Annotated in this window: 1 protein-coding gene; it reads right to left on the reverse strand. The window is 59.5% G+C overall.

The features are described 5' to 3' along the window. The coding region (locus tag NV64_RS22600; RefSeq protein WP_146005544.1) for a type VI secretion system Vgr family protein at positions 1-1,046 on the reverse strand (1,046 nt) is incomplete at both ends.

Consider the following 1,046-nt stretch of genomic DNA (forward strand, 5'->3'; position numbering starts at 1 on the left):
CGGGCATAAGGAACTATTTCACCGGTCTTCTGATCTCTGACGGTGAAGCGCTCTTCGAATCCTGTTGGTAGCTTCAGCGGAGGTATTCGCAGATCCGCTTTGCCCATCTTCTGCCAGTTCGCTGACTTAAACAGGATGTTCTGCGGATCGGCGATTTCGATGTTTCCGCCGCTCAGTTTGATGTAACCGCCGCCGCAGGCCAGTATCAGCTCGTTTGCCGCCGTTATGGTGACGGTTGTCTCTGTGCTGGTGATTTCAATGTCGTTTTTCGCCAGCATCGACAGCTCACCGCCCTGCGCCTGGATATCGACCTTACCTTTGCCCGCGTACAGTTTCATACCCTGCGACTGAGCAAACAGGCTTACCGCCTCTCCCGCCGCCGCCGTGACGTTTTCCCCGGCGCTGATATCGGTATTGCCCCCCGACATCAGGCCCACGCTTTCGCTTCCCGATGCCACGCGGACCGCCGCCGGGCTGACGATGCCGATACCCGCCGGCGCGCTGGCGATCATCCCGGCCCTCTTAAGGTACTTCAGCGACCGGTTTAAGGCTTTCTGGCTGTCGGTATCCCCCGGGGTTGCTTTTGCATTCTGCGCCGCTTTTGCCAGGCTTCTCGCCAGCGTTAGCGCCTGCTCCAGCTCGGCGATGGCCTCGTCCATTTCGAGCATTTTACCGCCGACGTCAGGCTGAGCATCCGCGGTCAGCAAAATTCCTTTACCGCCGCGAATGCTCACCCAGTCATCCGTTCGCAGTTCTGCACCTTCCCCCCGTTGCAGCCTGTCATTGTCAACGTTGTGCCCCAGATTAAGCTGTGTCTTACCCCCGTACTCGGTACTCAGCTTGATATGCTCTTCCCCGCGCCGGTCTTCCATGCGCAGCTTGTTCAGTCCGGCGGTGCGGATCACGTTGCGGGTGCCGTTCTTTTCCGTCACGTGGTCAGTGTGGCGGGAGTCGTGCAGCGCATGGGCGATATACGGGCGATCGGGGTCGCCTTCGTGGAAGGCAATCGCCACTTCCGTGCCCTGAATCAGCGGGAAGTGGATGCC

This window comes from Erwinia sp. B116 (assembly GCF_002865965.1).
Taxonomy (GTDB): domain Bacteria; phylum Pseudomonadota; class Gammaproteobacteria; order Enterobacterales; family Enterobacteriaceae; genus Erwinia.